This is a genomic window from Methylobacterium sp. WL103, assembly GCF_008039885.1.
GTDB classification, from domain to species: Bacteria; Pseudomonadota; Alphaproteobacteria; order Rhizobiales; family Beijerinckiaceae; genus Methylobacterium; species Methylobacterium cerastii.
Genome location: NZ_VRUX01000193.1, coordinates 1 through 7,141 on the forward strand (window position 1 = coordinate 1; position 7,141 = coordinate 7,141).

Sequence of the window (7,141 nt, forward strand, 5' to 3'; positions counted from 1 at the left end):
CCCCCCCCCGCCAACACCTGCGAACTTTTTTTTTTAATGATAGGGAGAGATCCGTGATCTTGATGTTTGGAGTGGTCGGAAGCGTGAGTTGTGTATTAGAGACAGGGCCAACCTCGGCCGCGAGCGCGGCGAGGAGCTCGGGCGCAGTGCGCCCGTCGCCGGTCGGCGCATAATGCTCGTGGTTGCCCGGCACGAGGACGACCGGCCTGCCTCCGGCCAGCGCCAGCACGGCGGCGAGCCCGCGCTCTGGGTGTCCTTCGTAAAGGTCGCCGGCGCAGACCATGACGTCGAACGGCCCGCTCGGCGGGGCGATCAGGTCGAGGCGGCGGCGCTCGAGGTGGAGGTCGGAGATCGGGAAGATTCTCACGGGGTCCGTCCTGCGTCGTGCGCGGCGCGGCGCTCGGCGGCGGCTGCGCGAAGGATGTCGCCGGCCGAATCCGCGTTGAGGATGGCGATGCCGGCCGCCGCGATCAGGTCGGGCCAGGGCGAGGGCTGGAACGCGGTGACGAGGCCGGCGGCGATGATCGCGAGGTTGGCGTATGCGTCGTTCCGGGCGGACAGCCAGGCGGCACGCGTCAGGCTGCCTGCGCCGTCGCGGTGGCGCGACAGCATCAGGGCGCAGGTGAGGTTCACCGCGAGCGCCCCGAGCCCGGTCAGCGTCAGCGGAAGCGGCGCCGGCGCGCTCATGTCCGAAACCTTCTCGTAGGCCGCGTAGGCGGTGGCCAGCGCCGGAACCATCAGGATGCCGGCCATCGCCGTGCCGAGGCGCGCGCGGTTGGCCGCGCTCCAGCCGAGGCCTGCGAAGATCAGCAGGTTGATCGCCGCATCCTCCAGGAAGTCGAGGCTGTCGGCGATCAGCGCCACCGAGCCGATCGCCAGCGCCACCGCGATCTCGATGCCGAAATAGCCGAGGTTCAAGCCCGCAACGCGCAGGACGACGGTGCGGAGCGGGGGAGAGGGGGCGGATTCCACGCGGGCGACGGTGTCCGTTACGGGGCGGGCCGCCTCTTCGCCTACCCGGTGCTTGCTGTCGAGCCGCGCTTACGCGTTTCGTCCGGCTGGATTCGGAGGCCGTCCTGTGCGAGGCGGGTCGGCCATCGGACCGAATCCGTTCGGCCGGAACGAGGAGTCTCAGATGTTGCCCGAATTGCGCGTTCTCTACTTCGAGGACCTCGAAGTCGGGCTCTCGGAGACCCTCTCGAAGACGATCGCCTCCTCCGACGTGGTCGGGTTCGCCGAGATCACCGGCGACCGCAACCCGATCCACCTGTCCGAGCACTTCGCGGCGCGCACTCCGTTCGGCACCCGCATCGCCCACGGCCTCTACACCGCCGGGCTGATCTCGGCGGTGCTCGGCACCCGCCTCCCCGGCCCCGGCGCGGTCTACATCAGCCAGACCTTGAACTTCCGCGCGCCCGTGCGCATCGGCGACACCGTCGACGTCACCGTCGAGGTGGCCGAGCTGGTGCCCGAGCGGCGCCGCGCCCGCCTCAAGTGCACCTGCGCGGTGGCCGGCGAGGTCGTGCTCGACGGCGAGGCCCTGGTGAAGGTGCCGACCAAGGCCGAGGCCGACCCGCTGGCGGTCCGTATGGGCGGCCGCCCGCCGGCGTGAGCGGTTCCCGGTGCCCGGGGGCATGATGTCTCCTTGCGATCGTGACCTTCCGGCATGATCCAGATCTCCGACCCGGCCGATCCGCGCATCGACCCCTACGCGGCGATGCGCGAGCGCGACCTCGTCGGGCGCGCCGGGCGCTTCATCGTCGAGGGCGAGGTGACGCTGCGGCTGATGCTGTCGCCCCGCGCCCGCTTCCGCACCGAATCGATCCTGCTGCTGCCCGAGCGCGTCGCCGGGCTCGCGGCCGTGATCGAGGCTTGTCCCGATCGGCCGCCGGTCTACGTCGCCGACCGCGCCGTGATGAGCGCGGTGGCGGGGTTCCCGATCCATCGCGGCGTGCTGGCCGTCGGAATCCGCGGCGACGACGCGGGCGCCGAGGTGCTCGTTCCGCAGGCGCCCGCCCCGGCTTTGGTCGTAGGCCTGGCCGGCTTGACCAACCACGACAACGTCGGAGGCCTGTTCCGCAACGCCGCCGCCTTCGGCGCCGACGCGGTGCTGCTCGACGCCGGCACCTGCGATCCGCTCTACCGCAAGGCGATCCGCGTCTCGGCCGGCGCCGCCCTCACCGTCCCCTTCGCCCGCCTCGATCCCGGCGTCGACTGGTTCGCGACGGCCGCCGCCCTCGGCCTGGAACCGCTCGCGTTGAGCCCGTCCGGCGCCGAGGATGTCGCCGACCTCGCGCCGCCGTCGCGCGCGCTGCTCATCCTCGGAACCGAAGGCCCCGGACTGCCGGCCTCGGTGCTGGCGCGGATGCGCGGGCTGCGCATCGCCATGGCCCCCGGCTTCGATTCGCTCAACGTCGCCACCGCAGGCGCGATCGCGCTGCATCGCCTCGCGTGCGGGCTCCGCACTGCGCGCGACAATGAGCACCCATTGCCTTGACCCCGCAGCGAGCTAGCTTGACCGCACGGTGGAGCGGGCGGCAGCCCGTCGTCCGCCGGGAAGTTCGGATCGGGGAGTCGGGCGCGTTGCTTCAATCACGTGAGGGCCTGCGGACGTTGTCCGGGCGCCGGGTCGTCGTCGTCGGTGCGGGGCCCGGCGGTCTCGCCACGGCCCTGTTGCTGGCGCGCGCCGGCCTTCAGGTCACGCTGATCGAGAAGGACGGGCAGGTCGGAGGCCGGACCAAGACGGTGTCGGCGCCCGGTGGCTACAAGTTCGACATCGGCCCGACCTTCTTCCTCTATCCCCAGATTCTCGCCGACATCTTCGATAGTTGCGGGGAGCGGCTTGAGGATCACGTCAAGCTCGAGCGGCTCGATCCTCAGTACCATCTCGTCTTCGAGGCGGGCGGCGAGATCCGCGCCACCGGCGACATGGACCGGCTGGAGGCCGAGGTCGCGCGCATCGCCCCGGAAGACGCCAAGAACGTCAAGCAGTTCTTCGCCGACAACCGCGTCAAGCTGAAGTTCTTCAAGCCGGTGCTGGAGCAGGCGTTCCACACCCTGCGCAGCATGGCGAGCCCCGGGATGCTGCGGGCGCTGCCCCACCTGCATCCCGGCCGCAGCGTCGACCGCGACCTGCAGCGCTACTTCAAGGACCCGCGGGTCCGCCTCGCCTTCGCGTTCCAGACCAAATACCTCGGCATGTCGCCGTTTAGGTGTCCGAGCCTGTTCACGATCCTCTCGTTCCTCGAATACGAGCACGGCGTCTACCACCCGGTCGGCGGGTGCGGTGCGATCTCGGAGGCGATGGCGGGCCTGTGCCGCCGCATGGGCGTCGACATCCGCCTCGGCACCTCGGTTGAGCGCGTCACCTTCGACGGCAAGCGCGCCGACGGCGTGATCGTGGACGGCGAGCGGATCGCGGCGGACGCCGTGGTGATCAACGGCGACTTCGCACGGGTGATCCAGGACCTCGTCCCGGAGGAGCACCGCCCGCGCTGGCGCGACCGGAAGATCGAGAAGGCGCGCCTGTCGTGCTCGACCTTCATGATGTACCTCGGTATCGAGGGGAAAGTGCCCGACAGCCTCGGGCACCACACCATCCTCCTGGCGGAGGATTACGCGCGCAACATCCGCGAGATCACCGACGGCATCCTGCCGATGCAGCCCTCGGTCTACGTGCAGCATGCCGGCTACACCGACGGCGGCATGGCGCCCCCCGGCCACACCGCCCTCTACGTCCTCGTGCCGGTGCCGAACCTGAAGGCCGGGATCGACTGGCCCGCCACCCGCGCGACCTACCGCGCCCTGGTGCTGGAGCGCCTGAAGCTCCTCGGCCTCGACGACGTCGAGAGCCGCATTCGCTTCGAGCGCATCGTCGACCCGGTCGAATGGCAAGACAACTTCTCGGTGTACGAGGGGGCGACGTTCAACCTTGCGCACGATTTGATGCAGATGTTGTACTTCCGCCCGCACAACCGCTTCGGGCCGGGCTTGTACCTCGTCGGCGGCGGCACGCATCCGGGCTCGGGCCTGCCGGTGATCTACGAGGGCGCGCGCATCTCCGCGCGCCTGCTGATCGAGGAGTTGGCCGGCGCCCGCGTCGCCGAGACCTCCGGCGTGCCCGAGACCGCCGCGCTGGCCACCGGCGGCGAGACCTCGTGAGGTTGAGCGGGCGCCGCACCCTCCGCACGTCGCTCTCGATTCCCCCATCCGCCTGGGTGCTCGCCCGGATGGCAACGGTCCTCGTCGCGGCCCTCGCCGCCTTGCCGGCGACCGCGGCCACCGTGGAGGTCTTGGTGGAGGGGGCCGACCCGGGCGCCTCGGTCTCCGTCGCCCTGTGCCAGGGCGGGCTGTCGGAGGAGGCGTGCAGCGCCGGGCAGGAGACGACCGCGCGCGGCGGCGCGGTCACCGTGGTGTTCCGCGACGTGACGGCCGGCCGCTACGCGGTCGCCGCGTTCGAGGACGTGAACGGCAACCGCCGGCTCGACCGGACCGGCCTCGGCCTGCCCATGGAACCCTACGGCTTCTCCGGCGGCGCCGGGCTCAAGGCCCGCCCGACCTTCGCCGAGGCCGCCTTCGACCTGCGCGAGCCCGGGTCCGCCCTGCGGGTCCGCCTCGCCCGCGCCCTGCCCCGACGCTGAGGCGCGCCGTGACGGAGCCTCTCGTCCGCGTCGCGGGCGCCGCCCTCGCCTATCGCGACCGCCGCGTGCTCGACGCCGTCGATCTCGTCCTCGACGCGGGCGAGATCCTGGCGCTGCTCGGGCCGAACGGCGCCGGCAAGACCTCGCTGATGCGCCTGATCGCCGGGCGCCTCGCGCCGCAGGCCGGGACGGTCCGGGTCGGCGGGCACGATCCGTTCCGGGTCCGCTCCGCGCGGCGCGGAATCGGCTGGGTGCCGCAGGAGATCGCGCTCTATCCCCGCCTCACCGTCGCCGAGAACCTCGGCGTGTTCGCCCAGCTCGCCGGCCTCGGCCGGCGCGAGCGGACGGGGGCCGTGGCCGAGGCCATGGCGCTCACCGACGTCGCCGAGGCGGCGGGACGCCCGGTCGGGCTGCTGTCCGGCGGCTACCAGCGCCGGGTGAACATCGCCGCGAGCCTGATGTGCAAGCCGGGCCTGGTGCTCCTCGACGAGCCGACGCAAGGGGTGGACCTGACGGCGCGGGCCGCGATCCACGCCGTGCTCGGCCGCCTGCGCCAGGAGGGCACCGCGATCCTGATCGCCACCCACGACTTCGCCGAGGCCGAGCGCCTGGCCGACCGCGCCGCCTTCATGGCCGCCGGCCGCATCGTTCGCGAAGGCACGCTCGCCGACATGCTGGCCGAGCTTCGCCAAGGCGTCCCCGAGCGCGAGGTCGCCCTGACCCTCCCCGCCGGGCCGGCGGCCATCCACGCTTCGCGATCCGCCCCTACCCGGCCGAATGGATGCGGACGCTGACGCTGAAGGGCCGGACGGTCGACGTGCGCCCGGTGCGGCCCGAGGACGAGCCGCTGTTCCAGGCGTTCTTCGCCACCATCGACCCGGAGGACGTGCGCCTGCGCTTCTTCGCCCCCGTGCGCGACTTCAGCCACGCCTTCCTCGCCCGCCTGACCCAGCTCGACTACGCCCGCGCCATCGCCTTCGTGGCCCTGGACGCGGGCGAGGAGGGCGCCAAGCGCATGCTCGGCGCGGTGCGCCTGCACGCCAACGCCGACGGCACCAGCGGCGAGTACGCGATCCTCGTCCGTTCCGAGGCCCGCGGCACCGGCCTGGCCCTCGCCCTGATGCGGCTGATGCTCGACTGGGCGGCCTCCGAGGGCATCGGCACCGTCGAGGGCACGGTGCTGGCCGAGAACCGCGCGATGCTCGCCGTCTGCCGCCGCCTGGGGTTTTCGCAAAGCCGCGACCCGGAGGACATGGGGGTGGTGAAGGTGCGGCTCGCGTTGCAAGGGTGAGGCCGCCCGCATCGAAAGGAGTCGCGTGCGGCCGCGCGATGTGAGCCTGCTCGCCCCCATGCGGATCAGCCGGACCGACCTCGCCGACCTCGGCACGTTCCTCGCCATCGCACGCCATCTCAGCTTTCGGCGGGCCGGGCTGGAGCTCGGCGTCAGCGCCTCGGCGCTGAGCCACGCGCTCAAGCAGATGGAGGCGCGCCTCGGCGTGCGGCTGGTCAACCGCACGAGCCGGAGCGTCACCCTGACCGCGGCCGGCGCAGACCTCCTCGCATCCCTGGACCAGCCCTTCGCGGCGCTCGGGTCGGCCCTCGACGGGCTCGATCGCCACCGGGCGCCGGGCGACGCCGTCGGACGGATTCGCCTCAACGTGCTCGAGCATGCGAGCACCTTGCTGCTCGCCCCCGTGCTGCCCGAGTTCGGCGCGCGCCATCCCCAGGTCGAGGTCGAGGTCCGGGTGTCCAACGACCTGGTCGACGTGGTGGAAGCCGGCGCCGACGCCGGCATCCGCTACGGCGGCACCGTGCCCCAGGACATGATCGCGCAACGCCTGTCGGCCGACCTGCGCTGGGTGGTCGTCGGCGCGCCCGCCTACCTGGACCGGCGCGGGACGCCCGATCACCCGCGCGACCTCGGCGAGCATCGCTGCCTGCGCATCCGGCTGGGCGACGACAGCCTCTACCGATGGGAGTTCGAGCGGGCGAGTGAGACGCTCGCCCTCGACGTGCCCGGCGCGGTGACCCTCGACAACACGCAGCTGGCGCTGGCCCTCGCGGCGGGCGGCGGCGGGCTCGCCTACCTCCCCGAGGCCTGCGCCGCGCCGTTCGTCACCGCCGGAACGCTGCGCATCGTGCTGGCGGAGTGGGCTCCGATGGGACCGGGCTTCCACGTCTACTATCCCGGCCCCCGCCAGGTGCCGGCCGGCCTGCGGCTGCTGATCGACCTGATCCGCACGCTGAGGCCCCTCGGCCTGTAGGCGTCCGCCCGTCCGGCGCGTTGTCGCCTTGGCGTTGAGTTCCGCTCATCGCTCCGTTGAGGCGCGGACGGGTGATCGCGGCAGCGCGGGACGCCTAGCTTCGGCCGACCGGCAAGCCCACCCGCTCGCCCCCCTCAGCCGAAAGCCGTCGCCATGCCGAGCCCACAGCGTTTCACCGGAAAGGTCGCCTTCGTCACCGGCGCCGCCAGCGGCATCGGCCGCGCCGCCGCGCTCGCC

General features: G+C 72.3%; 7 protein-coding genes and 2 pseudogenes. 7 read left to right on the top strand and 2 right to left on the bottom strand.

From position 1 onward, the window contains the following. Together FV222_RS13180 and FV222_RS13185 are read right to left on the bottom strand one after the other, a co-directional pair. Positions 1-367, bottom strand: a 367-nt coding sequence (locus tag FV222_RS13180) for a metallophosphoesterase family protein (protein WP_147814578.1), incomplete at its 3' end; no start/stop codon positions are given. Next, the gene (locus FV222_RS13185) at positions 364-972 is read right to left on the bottom strand and encodes a cation transporter (protein ID WP_147814579.1); all 609 of its coding nucleotides are present in this window, start codon (positions 970-972) and stop codon (positions 364-366) included. The genes FV222_RS13180 and FV222_RS13185, both read right to left, overlap by 4 nt. 163 nt (positions 973-1,135) lie before the next feature. On the opposite strand from FV222_RS13185, the gene croR reads away from it, so the two are divergent. From croR to FV222_RS13220, 7 genes and pseudogenes are all read left to right on the top strand, one after another. Further along, positions 1,136-1,612, top strand: a complete 477-nt coding sequence (gene croR / locus FV222_RS13190) for a 3-hydroxybutyryl-CoA dehydratase (RefSeq protein WP_147751911.1) — start codon at positions 1,136-1,138, stop codon at positions 1,610-1,612. A gap of 54 nt (positions 1,613-1,666) precedes the next feature. Then, entirely contained in the window at positions 1,667-2,497 is an 831-nt protein-coding gene (locus FV222_RS13195) for an RNA methyltransferase (protein WP_147814580.1), read from the top strand. An 86-nt stretch (positions 2,498-2,583) separates the two neighbouring features. Beyond that, complete coding sequence (crtI, locus tag FV222_RS13200) at positions 2,584-4,161, top strand: phytoene desaturase family protein (RefSeq protein ID WP_147814581.1); 1,578 nt, start codon at positions 2,584-2,586, stop codon at positions 4,159-4,161. A 68-nt stretch (positions 4,162-4,229) separates the two neighbouring features. Continuing rightward, positions 4,230-4,640, top strand: coding sequence for a DUF2141 domain-containing protein (locus tag FV222_RS13205; protein ID WP_147751925.1), 411 nt, complete (start codon positions 4,230-4,232; stop codon positions 4,638-4,640). An 8-nt stretch (positions 4,641-4,648) separates the two neighbouring features. Beyond that, positions 4,649-5,383 (top strand): annotated as a pseudogene (locus FV222_RS13210) (ABC transporter ATP-binding protein); the annotation flags it as partial. Continuing rightward, a pseudogene (locus FV222_RS13215) lies at positions 5,380-5,931 on the top strand (GNAT family N-acetyltransferase); the annotation flags it as partial. The pseudogenes FV222_RS13210 and FV222_RS13215, both read left to right, overlap by 4 nt. Positions 5,932-5,989: 58 nt before the next feature. Further along, positions 5,990-6,904 carry a LysR substrate-binding domain-containing protein gene (locus tag FV222_RS13220; protein ID WP_147761702.1) on the top strand — a complete coding sequence of 305 codons (915 nt, stop codon included), beginning with the start codon at positions 5,990-5,992 and terminating at the stop codon, positions 6,902-6,904. The last annotated feature ends 237 nt before the right edge of the window (positions 6,905-7,141 follow it).

Coding starts and splice junctions, on each gene's coding strand:
- FV222_RS13205 (WP_147751925.1), top strand. CDS start 4,230: ATGGCAACGGTCCTCGTCGCGGCCCTCGCCGCCTTGCCGGCGACCGCG.
- FV222_RS13195 (WP_147814580.1), top strand. CDS start 1,667: ATGATCCAGATCTCCGACCCGGCCGATCCGCGCATCGACCCCTACGCG.
- croR (WP_147751911.1), top strand. CDS start 1,136: ATGTTGCCCGAATTGCGCGTTCTCTACTTCGAGGACCTCGAAGTCGGG.
- FV222_RS13220 (WP_147761702.1), top strand. CDS start 5,990: ATGCGGATCAGCCGGACCGACCTCGCCGACCTCGGCACGTTCCTCGCC.